Origin of the sequence: Methylobacterium carpenticola (assembly GCF_042748905.1) — a bacterium.
In the GTDB taxonomy this organism is placed as follows: domain Bacteria; phylum Pseudomonadota; class Alphaproteobacteria; order Rhizobiales; family Beijerinckiaceae; genus Methylobacterium; species Methylobacterium carpenticola.
The window spans coordinates 3,753,150-3,778,436 of record NZ_JBHZEO010000001.1 but is presented as its reverse complement, the minus strand read 5'-3'; the positions used below and the strand labels follow the sequence as shown (position 1 = coordinate 3,778,436).

The following is a 25,287-nucleotide window of genomic DNA, read 5'->3' as shown; positions in this document are numbered from 1 at the left end:
TCAGACGCCACCCGGCACGGGTGCCGGAGCGGGCACGAGGACGGGGGGGCGCAGCCGCGCCGCGCGCCGGGCCTGCACGGTGACGGGCCGGTGGAGCTGCTTGATCGCGTCGACCACGTGCAGCCCCGCGAAGGGCAGCGACAGGCTGGTGCCGACCCGCTCCCAGGCGCTCGCGGTGCGCAGCGTGATCCAGCCCTCGACCGGGGGCACGTAGAGCGTCTCGGCCCAGCCCTCGGGAGAGAACAGGGTCTCGCGCATCAGCCGCCCGAGCTGCGAGCGGCTGTAGGGCTGGCCATGCCCGAAGGGCGTGGCGTCCCGCCGCGCCCACAGCCCGCGGCGATTGGGCGCCACCAGCACCAGCCGGCCGCCGGGCGTGAGCACGCGCCAGACCTCCTGCAGCAATTCGGCGGGACTCTCCACCGCCTCGATGGCGTGCACGAGGATCGCCCGGTCCACCGCCGCCTCCGGCAGGGGCATCATGGTCGGATCGACCAGGGCCGAGGCCGAGCGCCCGGCGCCGGGCCAGTTCACGACGCCCTGGGTCGCCGGCATGAAGGCGAGGGTGCGCTCGGCGGCGTGCCGCACCGGGCCGAGATACGGCACCGCGTAGCCGAGCCCGAGCACCCGCAGGCCCGCGACGGAGCCGAGGAACCGGTGCACGGTGCGGCCGACGAGGCGCTGCGTCACGGCGCCGAGAGGCCCGCTGTAGAAGGCGCGGAGATCGGTGACGTCGACGCTCATGAAGACTGGACGCTCGCACGACGCGACCCTGGGAGCCGGAGGTCCGGCCCCATCCCGCCGCGTCCGCGGTCATCAATGGGCACTGTTGGCCCCCGCGGCAAGGCGGCGGCGCCAACCGATCCGGCGCGCCGCGCCGGAATCGCCGAGGCGCGCCGGATCGGCGGGGCGGCATATCCAAGCCGGCCGCGCCCGCGCTACCTTGTGCGGGGAAACGAGCCGAGGGGAGACGACCATGCCCGAGATCCGCACCTTCCTGTGCCGGAGCGACAATATCGGGGTGCTGCTCCACGATCCCGCCACCGGAGCCTGCGCGGCCATCGACGTGCCGGAGGCGGGGGCGGTGCTGCGCGCCCTGAAGGAGACCGGCTGGACGCTCACCGACATCCTCGTCACCCACCGCCACCAGGACCATGTGGAGGGCATCCCGGAGGTGAAGGCCCGGACGGGCGCCCGCGTCACCGCCCCCGCCAAGGCGGGCGACGCCGTGCCGGAGGTGGATGCCACGGTGCGGGAGGGCGACGTCGTCAAGGTCGGCTCCCTCTTGGCGAGCGTGTGGGAAACCCCCGGCCACTGCGCCGATCACGTCACCTACTGGTTCGAGCGCCAGCGCCTCGTCTTCGCGGGGGACACCCTGTTCACCCTCGGCTGCGGCCGCGTGATGGAGAGCCCGCCCGCGGTGCTGTGGCGCTCGCTCAGCCGCTTCCTGCCCCTGCCGGACGAGACCGCGATCTATTCGGGCCACGACTACGTGCTGTCGAACGCCCGCTTCGCGCTGGCGGCCGATCCGGAGAACGCCAACCTCAAGGCGCGGGCCGAGGTCGCCGAGCGGGTGAAGCGCGACGGGCGCTTCCTGGTCCCGACCACCCTCGGCGAGGAGAAGGCGACCAATCCCTTCCTGCGCGCCACCGAGCCGGCGCTCGCCCGCTCGGTCGGCATGGAGCCGGGCTCCGACCCGGCCGCGGTGTTCACGGCCCTGCGCGAGTGGAAGAACCGCTTCTGATGCGCCCGGAGATGCCGTCCCCGAGCCTCACCGCCGCCGAGGTGATCCGCCTCCTCGACCTGAAGCCGCACCCGGAGGGCGGCCATTACCGCGAGACCTTCCGCGATCCGCGCGAGATCGACGGGCGCGCGGCCTCGACGGCGATCTACTACCTGCTCGACGTCGGCGAGACCTCCGAGTGGCACCGGGTCGATGCCAGCGAGATCTGGCTCTGGCACGCGGGCGCGCCCCTCGTGCTGACCATGAGCCCGAACGGCCACGACGCCGAGGCGCTGCATCTCGGCCCCGACCTCGCCCGGGGCCAGCGGCCCCAGATCGTCGTGCCGGCGGGCCACTGGCAGACGGCGACGAGCCTCGGCGCCTGGACGCTGGTGAGCTGCACGGTGGCGCCGGGCTTCCGCTTCGAGGGTTTCGAGATGGCGCCCCCGGACTGGCGGCCGGCACCGCGGGGGTGAGGCTCTACGCCGCCCGCGCCCGCTTCGTCGCCCCGGCCCGGGTCGCCACCAGCGCGCCCGCCACGATCAGCCCGCAGGCGAGCGCGAGCGCGAGCGTCGCGGGCGCGTAGCCGGCGGCGACCAGGACCAGGGTCGAGAGCACCGGGGCGGCGTAGGAACCGACGCCGAGAAGGCGGATGTCCCCGCGCTTCACGCCGATGTCCCACAGGTAGAAGGCCGCTCCCACCGGCCCGAGGCCGAGGGCCGCCACCGCCGCCCACTGGCTCGCGCCCGACGGCCAGACGGTCGTCTCGAAGGCGAGATGGCAGAGGAGGCTCAGGGCCGCGGTGGCGAGGCAGAAGCCCGCGACCGCGTCGGTCGGCACCTCGCCCACCCGCCGCGACAGCACCGAGTAGCCCGACCACAGGAAGGCGCAGGCGAGCGCCGCCGCGTAGCCCGGGAGCGCCGCCGGATCGAAGCTGAGGCTGCCGCGCCCCAGGAACAGCGTCACGACGCCCGCGAGCCCGAGCAGGGCCCCGATCAGGTGCGCGGGCCGCAGCCCCCCCTCCCCCGGCAGCAGGGCCGAGAACAGCACGATGAGGAGCGGCCAGAGATAGCTGATCAGCCCCGCCTCCGCCGGCGGCGCGAGGCGGAGCGCCGCGAAGTAGAGGGCGTGATAGCCGAACAGGCCCGCGAGCCCGAGCGCCCAGACGGCCGGCCGCTGGCGCAGGGCCCGGATCCCGGAGGGACGCACGATCCAGCTCGCGCAGCCGAGGAGGCCGCCGACCAGGAAGGTCATGGCGGCGAGCTGGAACGGGGGCACCGCGCCGGAGGCCGCGGTGAAGAGCGCGAGGAGCGACCAGAGCAGGATCGCTCCGGATCCGGTCAGGGTGGCGGTGCGAGCGGTCATGCGGGGCGCTTACCACGGGGGATGGGGCCAACCCCACCCGGAATCAGTTAGAGGAGGCGGACCGACCATCGGGAGGCGCCCCTGATCGAACTCGCAGCCGGATTGATCCACCATCCGGGCTATCTCGACGCGGCGGCGCAAGCGGCGCTCGCGGCCGATCTCGCGCGGGTGCTCGCGGAGGCGCCCGCCTTCCTGCCGACCATGCCGCGCACGGGCAAGCCCTTCTCGGTGCGGATGACGAATTGCGGCCCCCTCGGCTGGGTCTCCGACCGGGCCGGCTACCGCTACCAGCCCCTGCATCCCGGGACCGGCCGGCCCTGGCCGCCGATCCCGCCCGCGATCCTCGCCGCCTGGGACGCCCTCTCCGGCTACCCGCACCCGCCCGAGGCCTGCCTCGTCAACCTCTACGCGCCGGGCACCCGCATGGGCCTCCACCAGGACCGGGACGAGGCCGAGTTCGCAGCGCCCGTGCTCTCGCTGTCGCTGGGCGCGACCGCTCTGTTCCGCTACGGCGGCCTCGGCCGGGGCGACCCCACGCGCTCGATCCGCCTGCGGAGCGGCGACGCGCTGGTGATCGGGGGCGCCTCGCGCCTGATCTTCCACGGGATCGACCGGATCGTCGCGGAGGCGCCGGACCTGCTCGGCGGCGCCCCGCCGCAACTGCCGGCCGTGCCGCCGGGTGGGCGTCTCAACCTCACCCTGCGACGCGTCTCCGCTCCCGTCCCCGCTTGACAGCGGCAGGCGGCGGGCCGACGCAATCGGCCCATCATCCGGCCGGCCGTCGAGCGCCGGCCGCAGGAGATCGCGGCCCATGTCCTTGCGCGTCCTCGTCGCCCTGCTCGCGAGCCTCGTCCTCGCGGACGCGGCCCTCGCCGAGCCGGTCTACCCGCCCGGCTCCCGCTTCGGCTTCGAGCCGATCCAAGACATGCAGGTCTCCCGCCGCTTCACCGGCTTCGAGCGGCCGGGCGGCGGCGCGACGGTCTCGGTGGTGGAGCTGCCGCCGCAGGATTACGGGGCGCTCACCGCGAGCTTCACCACCGACAGCCTGAAGGCGCAGGGCCTCACGGTGAAGAACCGCGAGGAGATCACGCTCGGCGACAACAAGAAGGGCATCCTGTTCACCGGCGAGCAGCCGATCGAGCAGCCCGGCGCCCCGACCATCGCCAAATGGGTGCTGCTCGTCGCGGATCCGAGCGTGACCGGCCTCGTCATCGGCCAGACGCTGCCCGGCGCCGAGACCGACGAGGCAATGCGCAAGATGCTCACCAGCGTGCGGGTGCGCGCAGCCCTCTCCCTCGACCAGCAGGTCTCCGCCCTGCCCTTCCGGATCACCGAGACGGCGGGCTTCCGCCCGGTCCGGGTGCTGGCCGGCAACTCGGTTCTCTACACGGACGGCCCGAAGGACCAGATGAACAGCCTGGAGCAGCCGATCCTGGTGCTGGCCGAGGCGGTGCAGCCCCCGCTGCCCGCTGAGCAGCGCGACGCCTTCGCCAAGGCGGCGCTCTATTCCAACCAGACCATGAAGGACTTCGCCATCGAGCGCGCGCAGAGCTTCCGCCAGAACGGCGCCGACTGGCACGAGCTGGTGGCGCGGGCGACCGACATCCCCTCCGGCATGCCGGTCGTGGTGTCCCAGACCATCCGCTTCAAGCCGGACGGCTATTTCCGCGCGGTGGGCGTCGTGAAGGCGCAGGACCGCGAGGCCATCCTGCCGCGCTTCCGCAAGGTCGTGGACGCCGTTCAGTTCCCGTGACCGCCGCCGGGCGCCGCGCCGCCCGGCAGCATGAAGTCGAAGTCGCAGCCCTCGTCCGCCTGGGTCACGGTGTCGTGGAACAGGCGGGCATAGCCCCGCGCCGCCCAGTCCGGCCGGGACGGCGCCGGCAGGGCGGCCGCCCGCCGGGCGAGCTCCGCCTCGTCCACGAGCAGGTCGATGCGGCGGCCGGCCACGTCGAGGCGGATGCGGTCGCCGGTCCTCACCAGCGCGAGCGGGCCGCCCACGGCGGATTCGGGCGTGACGTGCAGCACGATCGTGCCGAAGGCGGTGCCGCTCATCCGGGCATCCGAGATGCGCACCATGTCCTTCACCCCCGCCCGCGCGAGCTTCCGGGGGATCGGCAGGTAGCCGGCCTCCGGCATGCCGGGGGCGCCCTTGGGGCCGGCATTGCGCAGCACCAGCACGTCGTCGGCGGTCACGTCGAGGTCCGGATCGTCGATCCGCGCCGCCATGTCGGGGATCGACTCGAACACCACGGCGCGGCCCGTGTGCTGGAGCAGGCGCTCGCTCGCCGCCGCGTGCTTGATGAGCGCGCCGCGCGGGGCGAGGTTGCCGCGCAGGACCGCGAGCCCGCCCGTCGGCTTGATCGGCGCGGCGGGGGTGCGGATCACGGTCTGGCCCGGCACCCGCTCGGCCGCCGCCACGGCCTCGCGCAGGGTCCCGCCCGCCACGCTCGGCACGTCGAGATCGATGCGGTCGCCGAGTTCGGCGAGCAGCCGGGGCACGCCGCCCGCGTGGTGGAAATGCTCCATGTAGTGTTCGCCCGAGGGCTTGAGGTCGACGAGCACCGGCACCTCGCGCCCGATCGCGTCGAAGGACTCGAGGTCGATCGTCACGCCGACGCGCCGGGCCATGGCGGTGAGGTGGATGAGCCCGTTGGTGGAGCCGCCGATCGCCTGGAGCACGGTCTGGGCGTTGCGGAAGGCGGCGGGGGTGAGGATCTCGCTCGGGCGGGGGGCGCCCGCCACCGCCATCGCGGCGGCGCGCCGCCCGCTCGCCTCGGCGAGGCGGATGCGCTCGGCATGGGGCGCAGGGATCGTGCCCGAGAGGGGCAGCGACAGGCCCATCGCCTCGGTCATGCAGGCCATGGTGGAGGCGGTGCCCATCACCATGCAGGTGCCGACCGAGGGGGCGAGGCGCCCGTTCACCACCTCGATCTCCTGCTCGTCGATCTCGCCCGCCCGGTGGGCGGCCCAGAGCCGGCGGCAATCCGTGCAGGCGCCGAGCACCTCGCCCTTGTGGTGACCCACCACCATCGGCCCGACCGGGATCACCACGGTCGGCAGGTCGACGCTCGCCGCCGCCATGATCTGGGCCGGCAGGGTCTTGTCGCAGCCGCCGATGACGATGACGGCGTCCATGGGCTGGGCGCGGATCATCTCCTCGGTGTCCATCGCCATCAGGTTGCGCAGGTACATCGAGGTCGGGTGGGCGAAGCTCTCGTGGATCGAGATGGTCGGGAAGACCATCGGCATCGCGCCGGCCAGCATCACCCCGCGCTTGGCCGCCTCGATCAGCGCCGGCGCGTTGCCGTGGCAGGGATTGTAGTCGCTGTAGGTGTTGGTGATGCCGACGATCGGCCGGTTCAGGGCGTCGTCCGAATAGCCCATGGCCTTGATGAAGGCCTTGCGGAGGAAGAGGGAGAAGCCGGCATCGCCGTAGCTGGTGAGCCCCTTGCGCAGACCCTTGCCCATCGCTCTCCTCCCGAACGTCGTTGGTTCGCGTAGCTGTAAACCCCGGATCCGGGGCTGTCCCGCCACGTCCTGGGGAAAACCGGCCGGTCCGCGGCGATTCCGCCCCGTCTGAACGGAACCGGCCAGGTTCTGTCAGCCACCGTTCATCCGGCGCTCCTATAGTCCAGCTTCATCGATCACCGCCATCCGCCGACCCCGCGCACCGATCCCTCGGCTGCGCGCGGCGCCGTGCGCTCCGGAGCGGCTTCCGCCATGCTCGCGCGTACTCCTGCCTTCGTGACGACGGAGCACCATGCGGCGCCGCGGGCGTTCATCGAGAGCCTGCTTCCGGCCCTCGACACCGCCTTCGGCGTGGACCGCAGCGGCCTCTTCCCGGAGGAGATCGCGCGGCTCGTCGCGCGGCTCGGCGGCGGCCGGCCGGAGGAGCCCGAGACCCTGGAGGCGGTCGAACTCCTCCTCGCCGACGGCTGAGGGCCGCGGCATCGCCGCGGCCCTGACGCGGCGGAACACATCCGCCTCCCGCCCCGCGACCCCGGCCGCGGTCGCGCGTTGTCCCGCCGATCGGCCGGCCAACCCTTCGCCCGCGCTGGTCCGACCAGGGAGGGGAAGATGGCGGAAGCGGGCGGGCTGTTCCGGACCAAGCCCATCGAGCAGCTGACGGGCGATGCGGGGACGGGCGAGCACGCGCTGCATCGCACCCTCGGCCCCTGGAGCCTCGTCGGCCTCGGCATCGGCGCCATCATCGGCGCGGGCCTGTTCTCGCTCACCGGCATCGCGGCGGCCGAGCATGCGGGGCCGGCGGTGGTGATCTCCTTCGCCATCGCGGCGCTCGGCTGCGCCTTCGCGGGCATGTGCTACAGCGAACTCGCCAGCATGATCCCCGTCTCGGGCAGCGCCTACACCTACGCCTATGCCACCATGGGCGAGTTCGTGGCCTGGATCATCGGCTGGGACCTCGTGCTCGAATACGCGGTGGGCGCCGCCACCGTCTCGGTGAGCTGGTCGAAATACGTGGCGACCCTGCTCCAGAATTTCGGCGTGACGCTGCCGCCGCGCCTGCTGCACTCGCCCTTCGAGACGGTGCAGCTCGCCGACGGCACCCACACGACGGGCCTCGTCAACCTGCCGGCGGTGCTGATCCTCTGCGTGATCTCGCTCCTGCTGATGCGCGGCGTGCGCGAATCGGCCCGGGTCAACGCGGTGATCGTCGTCGTGAAGGTGGCGGTGGTGCTCGCCGTCATCGGCACCGGCCTGTTCTACGTGAAGGCGCAGAACTACGTGCCGTTCATCCCCGACAACACCGGCACCTTCGGCGAGTACGGCTGGAGCGGGATCATGCGCGCGGCCGGCGTGGTGTTCTTCGCCTATATCGGCTTCGACGCGGTCTCGACGGCGGCGCAGGAGGTGAAGAACCCGCAGCGCACGATGATGGTGGGCATCCTCGGCTCGCTCGCGATCTGCACGGTGCTCTACATCGCCTTCGCGGCGGTTCTCACCGGCCTCGTGCGCTACGATTCCATGCGGGGCGACGCCGCCCCGGTCGCCACCGCCATCGCCCAGACGCCCTTCCCCGGGCTGCAGACCCTGGTGACGCTCGGCGTGATCGCGGGCTTCACCACCGTGATGCTGGTGCTGCTCTACGGCCAGTCGCGGGTGTTCTACGCCATGGCGCAGGACCGGCTGCTGCCGCGCTTCTTCGGGGCGATCCACCCGACCTGGCGCACGCCCTACCGCTCGAACCTGTTCTTCATGGTCTTCGCCTGCCTGCTCGGCGGCGTCCTGCCGATCAGCCAGCTCGGCCACATGACGAGCATCGGGACGCTGCTCGCCTTCATCATCGTCTGCGCGGGCGTCCTCATCCTGCGCCGCAGCCACCCGCACGAGGCGCGGGGCTACCGCACCCCGGCGGTTCCCTTCGTGCCGCTCGCCGGCATCGTGGTCTGCCTCGCCATGATGGTCTCCCTCGACGGGCAGACCTGGCTGCGGCTGGTGATCTGGCTCGCGATCGGGCTCGCGATCTATTTCGGCTACAGCCGCGCCCACAGCCGGGTCGGCCGCGAGAAGGCGCAGGAGGCCGTGTCCTGAGGCACGGCCGACGCGGCCGGTCGATCCGCCCGATCGGCGCCCCGCCGTGCCGGCCGAGTCGGCCCAAGATCAATTCAGCCAAGACCGATTCCGCCAAGATCAATTCAGCCAAGATCGGCCCGGGTCTTTCACCGCTGTCGGCTGCCGTCACACGACTGTCATCCCCCCGGGATCAGGGTCCGTCCAAAGGACCCGCGACACGGTCCCGAGGACAGGGAAGCAGCAATGTCGAACGCGGCTGTCGGCAACCTGGGCCCGCTGGCGGACGCGCCCGAAGCACCGCACCCGCACCACGGGCGCCCCGATCTCGACGGGCGGGCCTCCGGTCTCGCCGTCACCCTCTTCCTGGCGGTGCTCGGCGGCGCCCTGTTCTACGTCGCCGACAGCATCCGCCTCGACGTGGTGGAGACCGGAACCCCGGTCGTCACCTACCTTCCCTACCTCCTGCTCTTCGTCGCGCTCGTCATCGCGCTCGGCTTCGAGTTCGTGAACGGCTTCCACGACACCGCCAACGCCGTCGCCACCGTCATCTACACCCACGCGCTGCCCGCCACCGTCGCCGTGGTGTGGTCGGGCTTCTTCAACTTCCTCGGCGTGCTGCTCTCCTCGGGCGCGGTGGCCTTCGGCATCGTCAGCCTGCTGCCGGTGGAGCTGATCCTCCAGGTCGGGTCGGGCGCGGGCTTCGCGATGGTGTTCGCGCTCCTGATCGCGGCGATCATCTGGAACCTCGGCACGTGGTATTTCGGCCTGCCGGCGTCGAGCTCGCACACGCTGATCGGCTCGATCATCGGGGTCGGCGTCGCCAACGCGATGATGCGCGGGCGCGACGGCACCTCCGGCGTCGACTGGTCGAAGGCCACCGAGATCGGCTGGTCGCTGCTGCTCTCGCCGATGGTGGGCTTCCTCGCCGCAGGCGCGCTCCTCCTCCTGCTCAAGCTCGTGGTGCGCAACCCCGCCCTCTACGCCGAGCCCAAGGGCAAGGAGCCGCCGCCGTGGTGGATCCGCGGCCTGCTGATCGCGACCTGCACGGGCGTGTCCTTTGCCCACGGCTCGAATGACGGGCAGAAGGGCATGGGCCTGATCATGCTCATCCTGATCGGCACCGTGCCCACCGCCTACGCCCTCAACCGCTCGCTGCCCGAGTCCGCGGTGGCGCAGTTCCGCACCGCCTCGCAGGACGCCTCCACGGTCATCGCCGGGAAGGCCGCGGGCCACGCCATCATCGGCGATCCGCGCCCGGCCGTGACCGCCTACGTCTCGGCCCACACGCTCGAAGCGGGCACCTATCCGGCGCTCTCCGTGCTGGTGACGCAGATCGCCCGGGAGGTCGAGCGCTACGGCTCCCTCGCCAAGGTCCCGGCCGAGGCGGTGAGCAACACCCGCAACGACATGTACCTCGCCAGCGAGGCCATCCGCTTCCTGATGAAGGACAAGGAGAGCGACCTGACCAGGGGCGAGGCCGCGACGCTCGCCAGCTACAAGAAGAGCCTCGACGAGGCGACCCGCTTCATCCCGATCTGGGTGAAGGTCGCGGTGGCGATCGCGCTCGGCCTCGGCACCATGGTGGGCTGGAAGCGCATCGTCGTCACCGTGGGCGAGAAGATCGGCAAGACCCATCTCACCTACGCGCAGGGCGCCTCGGCGGAACTCGTCGCCGCCTCCACCATCGCGGCCGCCGACATGTACGGGCTGCCGGTCTCGACCACGCACGTGCTCTCCTCGGGCGTCGCCGGCACCATGGCGGCGAACCGTTCGGGATTGCAGGTCGCGACCCTGCGCAACCTCGCCATGGCGTGGCTCCTCACCCTGCCGGTGGCGATGGTGCTCTCCGGTACGCTCTACGTGATCTTCGTGCGGGTGTTCTGATGGCCGCGCCCGCCTCCCTGCCGCACCTCCTCTGCGACGAGCCGGCCCTTCCGGGCCTGCTCTTCGCCATGGTGTTCGACGAGGACGGCAAGGGCCGCATCATCGGCCACGACGAGGAGCTGCCCGCCCCCGGCAGCTTCGGGGAGGGCTTCCTCTGGCTGCATCTCAACCTTGCGGATGCGCGCCTGGAGGGGCTGACCGCGGAGGGGCGGTTCGGGCCGCCGCGGCTCGCCGCCATGGCCTTCTCCCGGGACGAGCATCAACGCATCGCCGTCGAGGAGCGCTTCGTCGGCGGCGTCGTGGCCGATCTCGCCCGCGAGGCGGCGGACAGGCCGAATCCGAAGGGCCGCCTGCACTTCGTGATGGGGCCGCGCTTCCTCGTCAGCGGGCGCCGCCACCCGGTGGTCGGCCCCGACCGCACCCGCGAGGCCGCCGCCGAGGGCAAGCCGATCACGGCGCCGGTGCGGCTGCTCGAAGCCCTCGTCGGCCACGTGGTCAACGCCATGGCCGCGCTGGGGGCCGCCCTCTCGGACGAACTCGACGCCATCGAGGACCACATCCTCGACGAGGCGGTGCGCGACGAGCGCCGCCGGATCGGCCCGATCCGCCGCGACGCGGTGCGGCTGCACCGGCAGCTCCTGGGCCTGCGCGCCGTGTTCCACCGCTTCGAGGAGGACGGCGAGGCCGAGGGCCTGCCGGACCGGGAGATCGCCACCGCGGCCCGCATCGCCCAGCGCCTCGATTCGCTCGACCGCGACATGCTGGCGATGGCCGAGCGCAGCCGTCTCCTGCAGGACGAACTCGCCGCCCGCCTCGCCGAGCAGTCGAACCGCCAGCTCTTCAACCTCTCGATCCTGACCGCCCTGTTCCTGCCGCCGACCCTGGTCACGGGCGTGTTCGGCATGAACACCAAGGGCCTGTTCCTGTCGGACCTCGAGGAGGGCTCGCTGATCGCCCTGTTCATCGCGGCGGCGTCGGCGCTCGCGGCCTATCTGGTGATCCGCGGCATCGGCGTGCGCACGCCGCGCCGCTGAGGCGGGCCGGGCCGCTCAGGCCTCGAGATGGCGCGCCGGGAACAGCCGCCAGAACAGGCCGCCGCGGGCGCCGAGGAGCATCGAGGCCAGGTAGAGGGCGCCGGCCGTCAGCACGATCGCCGGCCCGCTCGGCAGGTCGGCGTAGTAGGAGACGAGGAGCCCCGCCACGCTGGCGACGAGGCCGATCGCCATCGCGACCGGGATCAGCCCGGAGATGTCGTCCGCCCAGAACCGGGCGCTCACCGCCGGCAGCAGCATCAGCCCGACCGCGAGCAGGGTGCCGAGCGCCGCGAAGCCGCCGACGAGGTTGAGGACGACAAGGCCGACGAAGGCGTAGTGCACCGGCCCGCTCGCCCGGCTCACGGAGCGCAGGAACAGCGGATCGACGCATTCGAGGACGAGGGGGCGGTAGATCAGGCCGAGCCCGAGGAGCGTCGCCGCCGCCATGCCGCCGAGGAGCAGGAGCGCCGAATCGTCGAGCGCCAGCACGGTGCCGAACAGGATGTGCAGGAGATCGACCGAGGTCCCGCGGGCGGAGATCATCAGCACGCCGGAGGCGAGCGCCAGGAGATAGAGGGCGCCCAGGCTCGCATCCTCGCGCAGGACCGTCGCGCGCGAGACCGCGCTCGACAGGAACGCCACCGCGAGGCCGGCCGCGAGGCCGCCGAGCGTCATCGCCGGCAGGGACAGCCCCGCGATCAGGAAGCCCACCGCGGCGCCCGGCAGGATGGCGTGGCTCATCGCCTCGCTCATCAGGCTCATGCGGCGCAGGGTGAGGAAGACGCCGACCGGGGCGGCGCTCAGCGACAGGGCGATGCAGCCGGCGAGCGCGCGGCGCATGAAGGCGAACTCGGCGAAGGGCCCGGTCAGGAGGTCGATCACGCGGCGTGCTCGCGGTCGTGCGGATGGGCGTGATCACGGGCATGCTCGTGCCCGTGCGCATGAGCCGGGGCACCGGCATGGGCATGATCGGGCGGCGCCCCGGCCGCCCCGCGGCAGACCGGCGCCGTGTCGTCCCAGGCCTCGCAGAGCTGGCGGGCGCGCCGCAGGTTCGCCGGCGTCAGCACCGTCTCCGTGTCGCCCCAGGCCACCGCCTCGCGGGCGAGGAGCAGGGTGGTCGGGAAGTGGCGGCGCACCTGATCGAGGTCGTGCAAAACCGCGATCACCGTGCGGCCCTCCTCGTGCCAGCGGTGGACGAGGCCGAGGAGATCGGCGGTGGTGCGGCTGTCCACCGCCGCGAAGGGCTCGTCGAGCAGGACCGCGCGCGCATCCTGCAGCAGCACGCGGGCGAACATGGCGCGCCGCAACTGGCCGCCCGACAGGGTGCCGATGGGCCGCCGCTCGAAGCCGGTGAGGCCCACCGTGGCGAGGGCCTCCGCCACCGCCCGGCGGTGCGGGCGCAGGGCCCCGAAGGGACCGATCCGGCGCCACAGGCCCATCGCCACGAAATCGTGCACGCTGATCGGGAAGCCGCGGTCGATCTCGGCGGCCTGCGGCAGGTAGGCGAAGTCGCGCCGCCCGAGCCCGGGATGCTCGATGCGCCCGTCGAGGGGCGCGATCTCGCCCATGATGCCCTTGAGCAGGGTCGACTTGCCCGCGCCGTTCGGTCCCACCACGGCCAGGCTGGCGCCCGCCGGCAGGGTGCCGTCGAGGTGATGCACCGCCGGATGGCGCTGGTAGCCGAGGGTCAGGCCCCGGAAGATCACCGCACCCGCGGCGGCGGCGGCGGTCATGCGCTCGCCGCCCAGGCGATGGCGCCCCAGACGCCCGCCACGGCCACGGCCGCGAAGGCGAGGCGGAGGCCGACGCCGAGCCCCAGCAGGGAGGCCGGCGGAGCCGCCGCCGGAACGCGACGCGCAGACGCGTGTGTGTGGGCCTTCATCGCGGCCAATCCTCGTTCGCGCGGCAGCGCGGGTGGCGCACCGGCGCGACGCCGGCACCTGACAACGACCGCGCCGCTCACCATTTGAGGCCGAGGGGACGGAGCACCCTTGACGGCTGGGGCCCGTTACACTGTAACAGGCCGGGCGTGTCAACCGGAGAGCGAGCATGGGCGAGCGCGCGGGCCATGGCTGCGGCTGCGAGGGCCGGACGGACCTGCTGGCGCGGGCGGAGCGCCTTTGCGACGAGCGCGGCCTGCAATTCACCCCCCTGCGTCAGCGCACGCTGGAGGTGATCGCCGCCGAGGCGCGCCCCCTCGGCGCCTACGACATCGCCGAGCGCCTGAGCGCGCCGGGGCGCCGGGTGGCGGCGGTCTCGGTCTACCGCGCCCTCGACTTCCTCACCGAGAACGGCCTCGTCCACCGCATCGCCAGCCGCAACGCCTTCGTGCCCTGCGAGCACGGCCACCACGATGGCGAGGGCGTGGTCTTCCTGATCTGCCGCGCCTGCGGCTCGGTGGACGAGACGAGTTCGGCGGAGATCGAGCGCGGGCTCGACCGCACCCTCGCCAAGGCCGGTTTCCGGCCGGCGAGCCGCATCGTCGAGGTCGAGGGCGAGTGCGGCGCCTGCCAGGAACGCTCCGCGGAAAGCCGCGCCTCCGGCCAGGCGGGCGCCTGAGATCCGAGCGCGCCGACAAGCCCCTTTCGGAACGGAGGCCGGCCGCAGGGCCGGCGGTTCCCGGCGCGCCCGGATCGCGGCGGTGCGACCGGTTGACCCAGCACCTCGAGGAGGCCGCCCGATCGAGAATTACTCCGTCGGAGTATTTTCGTGCCTCCTGAGCCGCATCGCGCCGCCGGCCTGCGTTCACGACAGATGTGTTGTGGCGCAATGTGTTGTGTACGATTTTCGAGGGCGGCCCCGGTGCGGCGGCAGCCCTTCCGCTCACCGGCCCGCCAACACGCACCACCCTCCCTGATACCGGCGTACCAATGCGTCAGAGCAAGAAGACGCGGAACCTCCGTCCCATGCTCCTGTTGAGGGCCGGGTGACCAAGCGGAAGCGTCCGGAGACGATACGTGACAGAGGGCGCCGACCGATCGGAACTGAGGCAGATCATCGCCGGATTGAGCGAGGGTGTGATCCTTCTCGAACCGGACCGGCGCATCACCTGGGCGAATGCGGCCGCTCTCGCGATGCACGGCGTCGGCAGCCTCGGCGATCTCGGCCGGACCGTCGAGGAATACCGCGAGCGCTTCACCCTGCGCTACCGCACCAGCCGTGCGCCCGAGCGCACCCCGCTCGAGCGGGTCGTCGCCGGGGAGATCCTCCGCGGCGACGTGGTCGAGGTGAAGCGCGTCGAGAGCGCGGACCAGAGCTTCGTGCATTCGCTGCGCAGCCTCGTCGCCACGGACGTGTCCGGCCGGCCGAGCTCTCTCGCCCTGATCCTCAAGGACATCTCCGATCAGTTCGAGGCCGAGGAGCGGTTCGAGCGGACCTTCAACGCCAACCCGGCCCCGGCGGTGATCTGCCGCCTCTCCGACCTGCGCCACGTCAAGGTGAATGCCGGGTTCCTGGAGATGACCGGCTATTCCCGCGAGGCCGTGATCGGCCGCAGCGTCTACGAGGTCGACGTGCTCGCCGGCGCGCGCAGCCGCGACCTCGCGATCCAGCGCCTCAACGAGGGCGCCACGATCCCGCAGATGGAGGCCTGCCTCCAGCTGCCGGACGGCGGCACGCGCTTCGTGATCGTGGCCGGCCAGCCGATCGAGTTCGGCGACGAGGCCTGCATGCTGTTCTCCTTCGCGGACCTCGACCTGCGCCGCAAGGCGGAGACCGCCCTGCGCCAGAGCGAGGAGCGCTTCGCGAAGGCGTTCCGCCTCACCCCCGTCCCCACCATCCTGGCGCGGGCGGAGGATTTCACCGTGCTCTCGATCAACGAGGCCTTCACGCGCGTCTTCGGCCCCGGCGAGGATCGGATCATCGGCCGCTCGCCCGCCGAGACCGGGCTCTGGGCGACGGATGAGGCCCGGATGCGGTTCGAGGAGAGCGTCCGCAGGTCCGGCAGCGAGCCGGGGCTGGAAGCCTGCCTGCGGCACGAGAGCGGGGCGGAGATCGACTGCCTGATCGCGGCCGAGCGCATCGACATCGGCGAGGAGGCCTGCATGCTCGTGGTCCTGCAGGACATCAGCGAGCGCAAGGCCGGCGAGCGCGAGTTGTTCCAGGCGATCGAGGCCGTGATGGCCGACACCTCCTGGTTCAGCCGCGGCCTCATCGAGACGCTCGCGAACCTGCGCCGCCCGCGGACGCAGGAGAGGGGCACCGGGTCCCTGAACCTGACCGGCCGCGAGCGGCAGATGCTGTCGCTGATCTGCGGGGGCCTCGACGACGAGACCATCGCCCGGAAGCTCGGCCTATCGCGCAACACCGTGCGCAACCACGGCGCCGCCCTCTACCGCAAGCTCGGCGTCCACAAGCGCACGGAGGTCATCCTCTGGGGCCGCAGTCACGGATTCCCGCTCGGCACCCTCGGTTCGGAAAATTCACCGGACTAGTATTTTTCTACCATTGAAGATTTCGGATCGAAATCTACCTCAGAGGCAGTTCGGAATTCCCCGTATCCGCGAGGACCGAACGATCAAATCAACTGAATTCTTCATCCTTCCAGCCGGAAGACATGAAGATCGTTGGCCCGTGCGCAGCGAGTGCGCGGGAGCACGCCCGGCGCGAGGCGGCCAGCCCGTGACGGGCCACCACAGGAGAGACCCATGGTTGACACGGATCGGATCACCGGCGCCGCCCGCGAGATCGGCGGCAAGGTGCAGAGCGCGGTCGGAGACCTCGTCGGCTCCCACCGGGATTCGGCGGAGGGCCGCTTCCGCGAGGCGCAGGGCCAGGCCGAGAACCTCTACGGCCAGGCCAAGGATGCCGTGCGGCACGTCGCCGAGGACGCCTCGGGCTATGCCGAGGAGGCCTATGCGCAGGGCGGCGAGGCGCTGCGCCACGGCCGGCGCGAGGTCGGCCAGCAGGTCGCCGAATACCCGATCGCCTCGCTGCTGATCGCGGGCCTCGTGGGCTACGGCCTCGCCCTCCTCGTCCACGGCCGCCGCTGACGCGGACGCCGCAGATTGAAACTCGGAGCAGTCCCGTGGCATCCACGTCCAGCCTTCCCTCGCTCGCCGCCAGCGACACGCGCGCCGTCGCCCTCAACCAAGTGTCGTGGGGCGCGGTCTTCGCGGGCGCGGTCACCGCGCTCGTGGCCCAGGTGATCCTCAACATGATCGGCCTCGGCGTCGGGCTCGCCAGCGTCGGCACGACCGCCGCCGACAACCCCGCCGCCTCGACCCTGTCGCTCGGGGCCGGGCTGTGGTTCGTGGTCTCGGGGATCCTCGCCTCGCTGGCGGGCGGCTTCATCGCCGGGCGCCTCTCCGGCAAGCCGATCGCCGGGGCGGCGGGCCTGCACGGCCTCGTCTCCTGGGCGGTGACGACCCTCGTGGTGCTCTATCTCCTGACCTCGACGGTCGGCGGGATCGTCGGCGGCGCCTTCATGGGCGTGGCCAGCACGCTCGGCGGCGCGGGCAACCTCCTCGGCGGCAGCGTGCAGACGGCCGCGCAGGCCGCCGCGCCCTCGCTCTCCCGGATCCCGAACCCGATCGACGGCATCGAGGAGAAGGTGCGCCGGCAGGCGAACGGACAGGACCCGCAGGCGCTGCGCGACGCCGCCGTGGCCGCCGTGCGGGCGGTGCTGACCGGCGACGCCTCCCAGCGGGAGCAGGCCGAGGCGCGCGCCGCCGACGCCCTCGCCAAGGCGCAGAACATCCCGGTCGAGCAGGCCCGCCAGCAGGTCCAGGATTACGAGAAGCAGTACGACACGGCGGTCGCCACCGCGAAGCAGAAGGCGGAGCAGGCGGCGGTCGCGGCGAAATCCGCGGCGACCCAGGGCGCCTTCTCCGCCGCCATCGCCCTGATCCTGGGCGCTCTCGCGGCCTTCCTGGGCGGCCGGGCCGGCCGGGTCTCCCCGGTCGCCGCCGCCGAGGCCCATCGTCTCTGAGGCGCCAACCCGGCGGCGACCACGCCGCCGTCCCGGCCGGTGCGACGTCACCGGCCGGTCGTCTCCTTTCCACCCCCAGCAACCGACGGAGGATGCCATGAACCGTGATCATCTCCAGGGCGGTGCCCGCCATCTCAAGGGGCGTGCCCAGACGGTGGTCGGCGGCCTGACCGGCGACCCGGCCCGCCAGATCCGCGGTGCCGTCAACCAAGTGGCCGGCGGTGCGCAATATGCCTACGGGCAGGCCCGCGACCGGGCCGAGGATCTCTACGCGGATGGCACGATGCTCGCCCGCGAGGCCCGCCGGCAGGGCGGGACCTACGGCCGCCAAGCCCTGCACTACGCGGACACGCACCGCACCTCGACGCTTCTCGGCATCGCCGCGCTGGCCTTCGCGGCGGGCTGGCTCAGCCGCCGCTGAGGCGCCGCGCGCCTCCGGGAATCCCGTCGTTCGGCGTTCCTGGCCTCGCCGTCAGGGCGTCGACCGGCCGGGCCCTCAACGCACCGGGCTCGCCGATTTCGGCGCGTCATCTGCCTCGCGCTCGGTCCGGCGGGCCGGAAGCGACGGGACCAGGGAGCGCAGGCCCCAGCGCAGGAGGCGCAGGCCGAAGCGCATATAGCGCCGCGCCTCCCAGACCGGCCCCGTGCCGAGGGTCAGCGCGCGCAATTCGTAGGCCCGCGCCACCGACATCGCATCGCAGGCGGTCTTGGCCGGGTCGGCGTAGTAGGCGCCGATCTTCTCCGTCCCCATCCCGGGCGTCGAGAGCCAGCGCGGGATGTGGGTGTTGCACAGCCGCTCGACATCGGTGAAGACCTTCAGGGAGCCGGTCCCGGTGGCGGGACACGGCGTCGCGAAGGCGTCGCCGACGAGCACCACCCCCGGCCGCACGGGATCGTGCATCTCGTGCAGGTCGGTCGGCCGGACCTTGACCGGTCCGACCACGCGCGACGGCCCGATCACGCGGGACAGCCGCGGCATCAGCACCGCCAGCGCCGCGTCGGGATCCTCCCGGAAGCTCTTGAGCCAGGGGCTCTTCAGGGGCTGGTAGAGGAACAGATTGGCGCGCATGGTCCGGCCGATCCGGAACAGGCTCAGATAGGCCATGCCCTCGGAGCTGCGCTCCGGGTTGTACTGCAGCCCCGGGAAGGCGAAGTCGCCGCCGCCCGCGGGCTCCAGGTCGAAGCCGACCGTGATCGAGTGGCAGGGGCTCACGAGGTCGCGCGTCAGGCCGAGGGCCTGGCGCAGGGTCCAGTTCGGGCCGCTCGCCAGGACCACGAGGCGGGCCGTGATCGTCCGGCCGTCCGCCAGCCGGACCTGGGCGCCGTCCGCCCCCGGCGTGACCCCGTCGACGAAGGTGCGGCACACCCGCACCGAGGCCGGGATCTCGGCCCGGACGGTGTTGACCAAACGCTCGTAGGCGAGCCCGAACTGGTCGAAGGGGACCTTGTCGACGATGCGGCCGAACCGGGCGATCCACAGCTCACCCGTATGGGTCGCGTTGCGCAGGATCGCATCGGCCACGCCGCAGCGCCGCAGCACCGCCATGTGCCCCTGCTCCAGCTTCTCACAGCGGAAATCGGGCGGATAGACCTCGTGCGGATCGACGATGACGACGTCGTGCCCGGCGCGGCCCAACATGGTCGCCGCCAGCGCCCCCGCCAATCCCCCTCCCACCACGGCAACCTCGGTCTGCACGGCGCGACTCCGCTCAATTCGGCCTACTCGGCCCGAATGCAGATTAAACCTTCCGGCAAATTCCCCTCACTTTCTTTCGAGGTACGCTGTTCATCGACATTTTAGCCCGGATTCTCCGCAGGGTGGTTGATTACCTCGATACTAAACCAGGGCATCTTAGAAACAAATCAGTGCGGTGAATGCTGCTATGCACAATACCCTGTCAGCATCCGACCTTGCGTCCATTCCCAAGCTTGTCGTTGCCAGACCTTGGCAGGCGGTGGTCGAACACGACCTCGCGCATCTGGAGAAGCCCTGGCGCGACCTCGAGGCGCGCGCGGGCGGCACGGTGTTCCAGAGCTACGACTGGTGCCGCGCCTGGATCGAGGCCAACCGCGAGGTGGGCCACCGCGAGAGGCTGCATCTTCTCAGCCTCTATGCGGGCGACCGGCTGGTGCTGGTGATGCCCCTCGCCCTGCGGCGCCTCGGGCCATTCAAGGTCCTGCACATGCTCGGCGAGCCGGCCACCCAGTACGGCGACTGGCTGGTCGAGCCGGGCCCGAACCGGGAGACGTGGATCGCCGGGGCCTGGGAAACCCTGATGGGCCTGCGCGGCGTCGACGCCCTCATCCTCAAGGGCGTGCGCGACGACGCCGCCATCGCCCCGCTGCTGGCGTCGCGCTGCGGCGGGCGGGTCACCCGCCGCGAGGAATCGCCGCTCAGCGACTTCCGGCCGGACGCGGCGGGCGGCCCGATGCGGCCCCGCTCCGGGCGGACCCGCAGCACGCTCCGGCGCCACCAGCGCGACCTCGCCGAGCACGGCGCCGTCACCATCGAACTCGTCCGCGATCCCGCCGAGCGCGTCGCGGCGATGCGCGAGGCCTTGCGCCTCAAGCAGGCCTGGATCACCCGCACCCGGCGCATCAGCGCGGGCTACGCCCATCCGGCGAACGCCCTCTTCCTGGAGAAGCTCGCGGCGGGGCCGGATTTCCTGGTGGCCCGCATCAGCACCGGGAGCGAGACCGCCGCCCTGGAGGCGGGCACGCTCCGGGACGGCTGCTACGCCTCGCTCGTGCAGAGCTACGACGAGCGCTTCGCCGCGCACGGCCCGGGCCGGCTGCTGTTCTGGTGGATGGTCGAACACGCGGCGGAGATCGGCATCGAGGTGCTCGACTTCCTCGCCCCCGCCTATCCGCACAAGCGCGAATGGGCGAATGCCGCGATGCCGGTGAGCGACTACGTCGTCCCGCTGCGCCCGGGGGGATACGGCACCCTGGCCTATGTCCGGCACCTGCGGCCGCGGCTGAAGCAATGGGCGGAGCGGCTGCGCCGCCTCGGCACGGCGTGAGGCCGCCCCGGTGCCGGCCCGGCTTTCCGCAGGTCCGGGCGGGCGAAGCCGCGGTCGGCCCGCGGCTTCAGGGGCCTTCGGGCCCGATCAGCCGGATCTGGCCGCCCGCTTCCTGGCCGGCCTGCCGGAAGCCCGCGAAGGACATCTGCGGCCCCCACAGGAAGAGAGGCTCGGAGCCGGACCGGTAGCGATAGGTGTTGCGGTCGAAGCGGTTGCCGCCGGCCTCGATGATCCCGGCCTGCGGCCGTCCGGCCGGCACGTCCGAGGTTCCGCCGGAACGGCCGATGGCGTCGAAGGTCGTGACGTTGTCGTGCACGGTGTTGCCGCGGGTCTCGTAGTAGCCGCCCCGGGCCCGCGGGCGGCCCTGATCCACCAGGATGACGCCGTGGCCGCCAGGCGCGACCGTGAGGTCGTTGCCCACCACCTCCACATCCGCCGAGGCCGCCACCTGGATCTCCGCCCCCCAGACCCAGGCGCGGGGACCGGCGCCGTTGCGCACGAGCCGGTTGCCCCGGATCGTCGCCATGCGGGAGATCTCGTAGAAGATGCCGGGCCCGTCATTGCCCTCGACCCGGTTGTCCTCGAACAGCACGCGCTCGCAATCGATGTCGCACCACAGGCCGGGCCCGTGATTCTCGTGCACGTGGTTGCCGCGCATCACCACGGTGCGGGCCTGCGCCATCTTCACCCCGCCGGCCTCCCAGTCCGGATCGTAGCCGTGGGTGTTGTTGGCGAAGATCCGGCTGCGCAGGAGGGAGAGTCCGTCGCCGACGCCGCCGACGCCGAGCTGGCCGTTGTGGTGGACGACGCTGTCCGACAGGGTGGCGCCCGGGCCGAGCACGATCCCCGCGCCGCTGTTGTGGCGCGCCTCCGTATGGGTGATCTGCCAGCCGCGGCCCGCGGCGGCCTGAACGGCGCCGTACTGCGCGGCACTGTTGTACTTCTCGATGACGAGCCCGGCGATCCGCACATCCGCGGCCCGGCCCGAGAAGGCGAAGGCGGCCCGCGCCGTTTCGACCACGTGGCCGGCGGGATCCTGCGCGAGCACGATGGTCCCGGCCAGGGGATCGAACAGGAACGTGTCGGGGCCCATCTCCTCCCGCCGCTCCACCTGCCGCAGGGGCGCGCCGTCGAGGAACAGCCCGGCCCGCCGGGTGCAGGGGCGGCCCGCGAGGCAGGATCCCCGCACGTCGAAGGGCGCGGGCTGGCCGCCCGCCACCCAGAAGCGGCCCGAACGGGTGAAGCTCTCGATGCGGCGCGAGCCGTCGAGCACCGCCCCGGGCTCGCCGACGAAGGATTGCGCGTTGCGCGGCGTCACGATCTGCATCCGGTGGAGGCCCGCGCCGATGCAGAAGCGCGCGCCCTCCCCCGCCCGCTCAACCGCCTCCTGGATCGAGGATCCGGGCGCGATGCGGATCGCGCCCGCCGGGCAGGCGGGCCGTCCATTCTCGTCGGGTCCGGCCGCGAGGGCGGGAGCGGCGGCGAGAAGCAGGAGCACGCCCGCGCGGGCCCCGCCCGCCGGGGCGCGACCGCGCCGCGCGCGCGCCGCACCGCCGAGGACGGAGGGCCGGGTCCGGGGATGCGGCTGGATCATGGCCCTGTCTCCTCCGGGAGCGACCGCCGTCAGGTCCGGGCGACTTGCGGCAGCGGCTTGCGGCCCGGGAGCCCGCCGCGCAGGAAGCGTTCGAGGGGCATCTCGATCATCCGGTACGCGGCGAGGCCGATCACGACCGCGAGCAGGATCACGCCGAGGCGCACGCCGAGGGCCAGCGCGGGCGGGATCGCGAGGATCCCGGCGAGCTTGCCGCTCGCCGACAGCACGAACCAATGCGTCAGGTACAGGCTGAACGAGGCGTCGCCGAGGCGCCAGGCCAGCCGGTTCAGGGGGGTCTCCGCCGAGAGCGGCCGGCGGGCGCTCAGCACGATGGCGCAGAGGAGCGTCGCGAGGCTGATCCGCAGCACCAGCCGCAGGCTCCAGGGCTCCCCGGCCGCGAGGCTCAGCAGGACCGCCGCCGCGCAGACGGCGCCGATCGCGAGCCGGCCCGGCAGGGCGCTCTCCTCGGCGCAGCGCAGGAGCCAGCCGAAGCCGAAGGCCAGCATGTAGGGGCTCGCCACGTGGGCGGTCCAGACCCCGACCTCCGGATGCGGGCCGAGCCAGGCCCCGACGCAGCCGAGGGCCGCCACGAGGATGCCGAGCGCGAGCTTGGTCGGGCGCGTCAGGGCGCCGAGGAGCAGGGCGAGCGCGACGATCTCGTAGAAGATCATCTCGTGCTCCAGGGTCCAGGTCGGCCCGAGGATCGGGAAGGGCCATTGCGGCAGGGCGAGGCCGGAGCGGACCAGGGAGTCGAGGGTGATCTCGGCCGGGGCGATCAGGTGGCGCGCGGACAGGCCGTGGATGAGCGCCGCGACGGCGGTGAACAGGAGGCAGAGCGGGATCACCCGCCGGATCCGGCCGAGCATGAAGCTCCCGGCGCCCGGCGCCCGCGACGCCACCATGCACATGATGAAGCCCGAGACGACGAAGAACACCTCGACGCCGAGCCCGCCCAGCGACGCGTACCAGCCCTGAAGGACCGAGCCCGGCGCGATGTGCTTGGTGGCGAGGTCGGAATGGACCACCACCACCTCGAGCGCGGCCACGGCCCTGAGCCACTGGATCTCCCCCCGACGCTCGGACATGCGGTCACTCTCCAGCGCGTGCGACAAGCGCGCGGCAGATGGGCCGATGTATTGCGCGAGACCGGCCGCCGGGCGTGCCTCAAGATATGCGGCGGTCGGGCCGCCGCATCAATCGACCGGACCCTCCTCCCAAGCACTAGCCCGAAAGGGGCCGTAGGCCCGTCCGGCTGATCTTCCTATCGTCCGGACAGATCCGGCGACGCCGGGGGTCCGAGAGGCCCCGGCTGCGGCCTTCCCTGACCTCGATCACCGGGAGACGTCATGTCCGAGGGAATTCCCCGCATGAACGGGCGCGCCACTGCGAATGCCAGCGCGCGCGCCGTGGCGCGCGCCCATGCGCGCCCCGTCCCGCTCCGGCAGGGACGGCCGCTGCTCTGGGCCGCCTCGGCGATCCTGGCCATGATCGGCTGCGGCATCGCGCTCCGGCTCTCCGGCTATGTCGGCGGCGCCTACAGCTGGTTCACCTTCACGGGGGCGCTCGACGATTCGTGGATGCCGATGGGCCGCGCCTATGCCCACATCGTCGCCGGGAACCCCTCGCCGCTCTACGATCTCTTCTTCGTCGAGCACGTGAAGTTCCAGTATCCCCCGAGCTCGCTGCTGATCTACGCCGCCTATGACGCCCTCGGCATCACGCCGAGCGTCGCCGCACTCAACCGGCTGGTCTGGTTCTGCATCCTGGCGATGCCGGTCCTCACCGCCCTGATCTGCGTCAGGCTGATGACGACCGGGCCGCTGCGGGAGATCGGCGCCATTCCGGGCGCGCTGCTCGCGACCGCCTTCGCGCTCGCGGCCCTGTTCTTCTACCCGATCATGATCGCGTGGCGGCTCGGCCAGGTCCAGGCGCTCCTCAACGCGCTCTTCGCCCTGGCCTGCCTGCTCTGGCTGTGGGACCGGCGGCTCCTCGCGGGCGCCTGCATCGGCCTCGTCTGCCTCGTGAAGCCGCAATTCTCGCTGTTCCTGGTCTGGGCGCTGATCCGGCGCGAGACCGCCTTCGCGGCCGGCCAAGCCGTCTGCCTCGGCCTCGGCCTCCTCGTCTCGGTGGCCCTGTTCGGCTTCTCCAACCACCTCGATTACCTGTCGGTCCTGACCTACATCTCGCAGCGCGGGGAGATCTTCTGGGACAACACCTCGGTGAACGGCCTGATGAACGGGCTGATGTTCCCCGACGAGGTTCTGAAGTTCGACTATTCGTCCTTCCCGCCGCCGACCCCGCTGGTGCGCATCGCGACCCTGTGGTCGTCCGTGCTCATCGTGGCCTACGCGCTGGTGCCGCGGGCGGGCGCCCGGCGGGCCGCGATCCTCGACTTCCTGACGGCGGCCATGGCCTTCACGCTCGCCTCGCCGATCGCCTGGGGACACCATTACGGCATCGCCTTCCCGGTGCTCGTGATCCTGTTCTTCGCCATCGCGGCCGATCCCGACGCGGCGCGCCGCCGGACGCGGCTCATCCTGTGGGGCCTGTGCCTCGTGGCGATCGGCAATTACTGGAACATCTCGGAGCGCCTCGCCGGGACGGTGGCGGCCCCGCTCCAATCCTGGCGCCTCGTCGCGGTGGTGACGGTGCTGGTCCTGCTGCACCGGGTGCAGGCCCAGACCGCCCGCTCCCCCGGCCCGGCCCCGGCCGCCCTGGACCCGGCCCGCGCATGAGCCGGCCCCCGCTCGCGGCCCGGGCGGCCTCGCTGCCGCCCGCCCTCCGCTTCCTGTTCGCCGGCGGCACCGCCGCCGCGCTCAACTGGCTCGCCCGCTTCCCCCTCTCCCTCGTCCTGCCGTTCTGGCTCGCGGTCTGGAGCGCGGCGGCGATCGGCATGGTGGCGGGCTTCGTCCTCTACCGGAGCGTGGTGTTCCCCTTCTCGGCGCGCCCGCTCCACCAGGAGATCCGCGATTTCCTCGCGGTCAACCTCGTCACCTCGCTCGTGGTCACGGGGCTCGCCGAACTCATCCGCACCGCGCTCGCCCCCTGGTGGCAGGGCGAGGCGGCCCTGGCCTTCGCCCACGCGGCGGCGATCGCCGCGGGGGCGGTGCTGAACTTCCTCGGACACCGCAGCATCACCTTCCGGCCGGCGCGGCCCGCATCGTTGCGCGGCGCCCCCGGTCCGGCGCATCCCGGAGCCTGAG

At 72.3% G+C, this 25,287-nt stretch carries 25 protein-coding genes; 16 read left to right on the top strand and 9 right to left on the bottom strand.

Features of this window, described 5'->3' with window-relative positions; genetic code table 11:
- Complete coding sequence (locus ACE101_RS17720) at positions 1 to 741, bottom strand: methyltransferase domain-containing protein (protein ID WP_379132038.1); 741 nt, start codon at positions 739 to 741, stop codon at positions 1 to 3.
- Positions 742 to 973: 232 nt separating this feature from the next.
- On the opposite strand from ACE101_RS17720, the gene gloB reads away from it, so the two are divergent.
- Both gloB and ACE101_RS17710 read left to right on the top strand, forming a co-directional pair.
- Entirely contained in the window at positions 974 to 1,741 is a 768-nt protein-coding gene (gene gloB / locus ACE101_RS17715; protein WP_379132036.1) for a hydroxyacylglutathione hydrolase, read from the top strand.
- Between the two features lie 11 nt (positions 1,742 to 1,752).
- Positions 1,753 to 2,196, top strand: coding sequence for a cupin domain-containing protein (locus ACE101_RS17710; RefSeq protein WP_379132034.1), 444 nt, complete (start codon positions 1,753 to 1,755; stop codon positions 2,194 to 2,196).
- 4 nt (positions 2,197 to 2,200) lie between these two features.
- On the opposite strand, the gene yddG is transcribed toward ACE101_RS17710, so the two are convergent.
- Positions 2,201 to 3,085: an aromatic amino acid exporter YddG gene (gene yddG, locus ACE101_RS17705; RefSeq protein WP_379132031.1), complete on the bottom strand. Its 885-nt coding sequence runs from the start codon at positions 3,083 to 3,085 to the stop codon at positions 2,201 to 2,203.
- Positions 3,086 to 3,166: 81 nt separating this feature from the next.
- Here yddG and ACE101_RS17700 point away from each other — a divergent pair, with 81 nt between their 5' ends.
- Both ACE101_RS17700 and ACE101_RS17695 read left to right on the top strand, forming a co-directional pair.
- Entirely contained in the window at positions 3,167 to 3,817 is a 651-nt protein-coding gene (locus ACE101_RS17700) for an alpha-ketoglutarate-dependent dioxygenase AlkB (protein ID WP_379138765.1), read from the top strand.
- Positions 3,818 to 3,896: 79 nt separating this feature from the next.
- Entirely contained in the window at positions 3,897 to 4,838 is a 942-nt protein-coding gene (locus ACE101_RS17695; RefSeq protein ID WP_379132029.1) for a hypothetical protein, read from the top strand.
- On the opposite strand, the gene ACE101_RS17690 is transcribed toward ACE101_RS17695, so the two are convergent.
- Complete coding sequence (locus ACE101_RS17690) at positions 4,826 to 6,553, bottom strand: IlvD/Edd family dehydratase (protein WP_379132026.1); 1,728 nt, start codon at positions 6,551 to 6,553, stop codon at positions 4,826 to 4,828. The genes ACE101_RS17695 and ACE101_RS17690 overlap by 13 nt on opposite strands.
- 252 nt (positions 6,554 to 6,805) lie before the next feature.
- Between ACE101_RS17690 and ACE101_RS17685 the strand changes: the two genes are divergently transcribed.
- The 4 genes from ACE101_RS17685 (at position 6,806) to ACE101_RS17670 (ending at position 11,538) form a co-directional block, all read left to right on the top strand.
- On the top strand, positions 6,806 to 7,024 hold the full coding sequence (locus ACE101_RS17685) for a hypothetical protein (protein WP_379132024.1): 219 nt from the start codon (positions 6,806 to 6,808) through the stop codon (positions 7,022 to 7,024).
- A 138-nt stretch (positions 7,025 to 7,162) separates the two neighbouring features.
- A complete protein-coding gene (locus ACE101_RS17680; protein ID WP_379132021.1) occupies positions 7,163 to 8,638 on the top strand; it encodes an amino acid permease in 1,476 nt (491 codons plus the stop codon).
- Positions 8,639 to 8,863: 225 nt separating this feature from the next.
- Positions 8,864 to 10,504, top strand: coding sequence for an inorganic phosphate transporter (locus ACE101_RS17675; RefSeq protein ID WP_379132019.1), 1,641 nt, complete (start codon positions 8,864 to 8,866; stop codon positions 10,502 to 10,504).
- Complete coding sequence (locus ACE101_RS17670) at positions 10,504 to 11,538, top strand: transporter (RefSeq protein ID WP_379132016.1); 1,035 nt, start codon at positions 10,504 to 10,506, stop codon at positions 11,536 to 11,538. Before ACE101_RS17675 ends, ACE101_RS17670 begins: the two co-directional genes overlap by 1 nt.
- A gap of 15 nt (positions 11,539 to 11,553) precedes the next feature.
- On the opposite strand, the gene ACE101_RS17665 is transcribed toward ACE101_RS17670, so the two are convergent.
- From ACE101_RS17665 to ACE101_RS17655, 3 genes are read right to left on the bottom strand one after another with little or no spacing between them, the layout of a single operon-like run.
- Positions 11,554 to 12,420 (bottom strand): metal ABC transporter permease, encoded by an 867-nt coding sequence (locus tag ACE101_RS17665; protein ID WP_379132013.1) that lies wholly within the window; start codon positions 12,418 to 12,420, stop codon positions 11,554 to 11,556.
- Positions 12,417 to 13,271 (bottom strand): metal ABC transporter ATP-binding protein, encoded by an 855-nt coding sequence (locus ACE101_RS17660; RefSeq protein WP_379132011.1) that lies wholly within the window; start codon positions 13,269 to 13,271, stop codon positions 12,417 to 12,419. The genes ACE101_RS17665 and ACE101_RS17660 overlap by 4 nt, the downstream gene beginning before the upstream one ends.
- The gene (locus tag ACE101_RS17655) at positions 13,268 to 13,420 is read right to left on the bottom strand and encodes a hypothetical protein (RefSeq protein WP_379132009.1); all 153 of its coding nucleotides are present in this window, start codon (positions 13,418 to 13,420) and stop codon (positions 13,268 to 13,270) included. Before ACE101_RS17655 ends, ACE101_RS17660 begins: the two co-directional genes overlap by 4 nt.
- A gap of 167 nt (positions 13,421 to 13,587) precedes the next feature.
- Here ACE101_RS17655 and ACE101_RS17650 point away from each other — a divergent pair, with 167 nt between their 5' ends.
- The 5 genes from ACE101_RS17650 to ACE101_RS17630 all read left to right on the top strand — a co-directional run bounded on the left by ACE101_RS17650 (position 13,588) and on the right by ACE101_RS17630 (position 17,888).
- A complete protein-coding gene (locus ACE101_RS17650) occupies positions 13,588 to 14,097 on the top strand; it encodes a Fur family transcriptional regulator (protein WP_379132007.1) in 510 nt (169 codons plus the stop codon).
- Positions 14,098 to 14,495: 398 nt separating this feature from the next.
- Positions 14,496 to 15,971 carry a PAS domain S-box protein gene (locus ACE101_RS17645; RefSeq protein WP_379132004.1) on the top strand — a complete coding sequence of 492 codons (1,476 nt, stop codon included), beginning with the start codon at positions 14,496 to 14,498 and terminating at the stop codon, positions 15,969 to 15,971.
- Between the two features lie 213 nt (positions 15,972 to 16,184).
- Complete coding sequence (locus ACE101_RS17640; protein WP_379132003.1) at positions 16,185 to 16,529, top strand: CsbD family protein; 345 nt, start codon at positions 16,185 to 16,187, stop codon at positions 16,527 to 16,529.
- 35 nt (positions 16,530 to 16,564) lie between these two features.
- Positions 16,565 to 17,467, top strand: coding sequence for a PhnA-like protein (locus ACE101_RS17635; RefSeq protein ID WP_379132001.1), 903 nt, complete (start codon positions 16,565 to 16,567; stop codon positions 17,465 to 17,467).
- A gap of 97 nt (positions 17,468 to 17,564) precedes the next feature.
- Complete coding sequence (locus tag ACE101_RS17630; RefSeq protein WP_379131999.1) at positions 17,565 to 17,888, top strand: CsbD family protein; 324 nt, start codon at positions 17,565 to 17,567, stop codon at positions 17,886 to 17,888.
- A 75-nt stretch (positions 17,889 to 17,963) separates the two neighbouring features.
- On the opposite strand, the gene ACE101_RS17625 is transcribed toward ACE101_RS17630, so the two are convergent.
- On the bottom strand, positions 17,964 to 19,163 hold the full coding sequence (locus ACE101_RS17625) for an FAD-dependent oxidoreductase (protein WP_379131996.1): 1,200 nt from the start codon (positions 19,161 to 19,163) through the stop codon (positions 17,964 to 17,966).
- Positions 19,164 to 19,422: 259 nt separating this feature from the next.
- On the opposite strand from ACE101_RS17625, the gene ACE101_RS17620 reads away from it, so the two are divergent.
- Complete coding sequence (locus tag ACE101_RS17620; protein ID WP_379131993.1) at positions 19,423 to 20,490, top strand: GNAT family N-acetyltransferase; 1,068 nt, start codon at positions 19,423 to 19,425, stop codon at positions 20,488 to 20,490.
- Between the two features lie 67 nt (positions 20,491 to 20,557).
- Here the strand turns inward: ACE101_RS17620 and ACE101_RS17615 are convergent, their stop codons facing one another.
- Both ACE101_RS17615 and ACE101_RS17610 read right to left on the bottom strand, forming a co-directional pair.
- Complete coding sequence (locus ACE101_RS17615) at positions 20,558 to 22,084, bottom strand: right-handed parallel beta-helix repeat-containing protein (protein ID WP_379131991.1); 1,527 nt, start codon at positions 22,082 to 22,084, stop codon at positions 20,558 to 20,560.
- A gap of 29 nt (positions 22,085 to 22,113) precedes the next feature.
- A complete protein-coding gene (locus ACE101_RS17610; protein ID WP_379131989.1) occupies positions 22,114 to 23,169 on the bottom strand; it encodes an acyltransferase family protein in 1,056 nt (351 codons plus the stop codon).
- Between the two features lie 261 nt (positions 23,170 to 23,430).
- Here ACE101_RS17610 and ACE101_RS17605 point away from each other — a divergent pair, with 261 nt between their 5' ends.
- Together ACE101_RS17605 and ACE101_RS17600 are read left to right on the top strand one after the other, a co-directional pair.
- Positions 23,431 to 24,819, top strand: coding sequence for a glycosyltransferase family 87 protein (locus tag ACE101_RS17605; RefSeq protein ID WP_379131987.1), 1,389 nt, complete (start codon positions 23,431 to 23,433; stop codon positions 24,817 to 24,819).
- Positions 24,816 to 25,286: a GtrA domain-containing protein gene (locus ACE101_RS17600; RefSeq protein ID WP_379131984.1), complete on the top strand. Its 471-nt coding sequence runs from the start codon at positions 24,816 to 24,818 to the stop codon at positions 25,284 to 25,286. The genes ACE101_RS17605 and ACE101_RS17600 overlap by 4 nt, the downstream gene beginning before the upstream one ends.
- Position 25,287 lies beyond the last annotated feature (1 nt).

What these genes read in the sequence shown, in the direction of transcription:
- gloB (WP_379132036.1), top strand. Translation starts at nt 974, where the DNA reads ATGCCCGAGATCCGCACCTTCCTGTGCCGGAGCGACAATATCGGGGTG.
- ACE101_RS17720 (WP_379132038.1), bottom strand. Translation starts at nt 741, where the DNA reads ATGAGCGTCGACGTCACCGATCTCCGCGCCTTCTACAGCGGGCCTCTC.
- ACE101_RS17685 (WP_379132024.1), top strand. Translation starts at nt 6,806, where the DNA reads ATGCTCGCGCGTACTCCTGCCTTCGTGACGACGGAGCACCATGCGGCG.
- ACE101_RS17660 (WP_379132011.1), bottom strand. Translation starts at nt 13,271, where the DNA reads ATGACCGCCGCCGCCGCCGCGGGTGCGGTGATCTTCCGGGGCCTGACC.
- yddG (WP_379132031.1), bottom strand. Translation starts at nt 3,085, where the DNA reads ATGACCGCTCGCACCGCCACCCTGACCGGATCCGGAGCGATCCTGCTC.
- ACE101_RS17655 (WP_379132009.1), bottom strand. Translation starts at nt 13,420, where the DNA reads ATGAAGGCCCACACACACGCGTCTGCGCGTCGCGTTCCGGCGGCGGCT.
- ACE101_RS17710 (WP_379132034.1), top strand. Translation starts at nt 1,753, where the DNA reads ATGCCGTCCCCGAGCCTCACCGCCGCCGAGGTGATCCGCCTCCTCGAC.
- ACE101_RS17695 (WP_379132029.1), top strand. Translation starts at nt 3,897, where the DNA reads ATGTCCTTGCGCGTCCTCGTCGCCCTGCTCGCGAGCCTCGTCCTCGCG.
- ACE101_RS17615 (WP_379131991.1), bottom strand. Translation starts at nt 22,084, where the DNA reads ATGATCCAGCCGCATCCCCGGACCCGGCCCTCCGTCCTCGGCGGTGCG.
- ACE101_RS17640 (WP_379132003.1), top strand. Translation starts at nt 16,185, where the DNA reads ATGGTTGACACGGATCGGATCACCGGCGCCGCCCGCGAGATCGGCGGC.
- ACE101_RS17690 (WP_379132026.1), bottom strand. Translation starts at nt 6,553, where the DNA reads ATGGGCAAGGGTCTGCGCAAGGGGCTCACCAGCTACGGCGATGCCGGC.
- ACE101_RS17680 (WP_379132021.1), top strand. Translation starts at nt 7,163, where the DNA reads ATGGCGGAAGCGGGCGGGCTGTTCCGGACCAAGCCCATCGAGCAGCTG.
- ACE101_RS17605 (WP_379131987.1), top strand. Translation starts at nt 23,431, where the DNA reads ATGTCCGAGGGAATTCCCCGCATGAACGGGCGCGCCACTGCGAATGCC.
- ACE101_RS17600 (WP_379131984.1), top strand. Translation starts at nt 24,816, where the DNA reads ATGAGCCGGCCCCCGCTCGCGGCCCGGGCGGCCTCGCTGCCGCCCGCC.
- ACE101_RS17670 (WP_379132016.1), top strand. Translation starts at nt 10,504, where the DNA reads ATGGCCGCGCCCGCCTCCCTGCCGCACCTCCTCTGCGACGAGCCGGCC.
- ACE101_RS17630 (WP_379131999.1), top strand. Translation starts at nt 17,565, where the DNA reads ATGAACCGTGATCATCTCCAGGGCGGTGCCCGCCATCTCAAGGGGCGT.
- ACE101_RS17650 (WP_379132007.1), top strand. Translation starts at nt 13,588, where the DNA reads ATGGGCGAGCGCGCGGGCCATGGCTGCGGCTGCGAGGGCCGGACGGAC.
- ACE101_RS17610 (WP_379131989.1), bottom strand. Translation starts at nt 23,169, where the DNA reads ATGTCCGAGCGTCGGGGGGAGATCCAGTGGCTCAGGGCCGTGGCCGCG.
- ACE101_RS17675 (WP_379132019.1), top strand. Translation starts at nt 8,864, where the DNA reads ATGTCGAACGCGGCTGTCGGCAACCTGGGCCCGCTGGCGGACGCGCCC.